This window comes from Winogradskya consettensis (genome assembly GCF_018332715.1).
GTDB lineage: Bacteria > Actinomycetota > Actinomycetes > Mycobacteriales > Micromonosporaceae > Actinoplanes > Actinoplanes consettensis.
Map to the genome: position 1 here is coordinate 1 of NZ_BOQP01000108.1, position 531 is coordinate 531.

1 protein-coding gene and 1 pseudogene are annotated in these 531 nt (G+C 65.9%); both read right to left on the reverse strand.

Annotated features, from left to right (window positions below; translation table 11 throughout):
- A partial coding sequence (locus tag Aco04nite_RS48515) for a hypothetical protein (RefSeq protein WP_213003927.1) occupies positions 1–228 on the reverse strand: 228 nt, incomplete at its 3' end.
- A pseudogene (locus Aco04nite_RS48520) lies at positions 225–531 on the reverse strand (hypothetical protein); the annotation flags it as partial. The pseudogene Aco04nite_RS48520 and the gene Aco04nite_RS48515, both read right to left, overlap by 4 nt.

Sequence of the window (531 nt, forward strand, 5' to 3'; positions counted from 1 at the left end):
GGCCAGGATCCCGCCGAAGAGATGCTTCAGCAGATACGAGAGGTCCGTTACCCCGAGCGCCTCGTCCAGCGCCTTGCCGGCGGGCAGGCGCAAGGTCATCATGACGGCCAGACCAAGGAATGCCCACCAGAGGGTTCGGTCCTGTCCTTTCCGCCAGACCTTGAGCGCCCGCCACGCGACCGTGATCCACAACAGGACGACGACGACCAGTCCCGCGAATCGCATCATGCGCTCTCACCGAGCAATCCTGCGGCAAGGCGCTCGAGTTCCGGATTCCGGCTTCTCTGGCGCGGTGTCAACTTCGCCAGCCTGGCTATTCTGTTGGCCAACTGCTCGGCCTCGCGCTCTTGCGGGCTGCTGAAGTTGGCCCGCCCCAGCACGCTCCGAACGGTCTCGGGCGGGAGGGCGACGAACAGGTGACTCAGGTCGGCCCTGGGAGCGTCTTCGTTGGTGGAGGTGTGCCCGAGGAGCATGTGGCTGATCTCGTGCAGGGCGATGTGATCCCGGTGGAGCGGCGAGGTCGACGCCTCG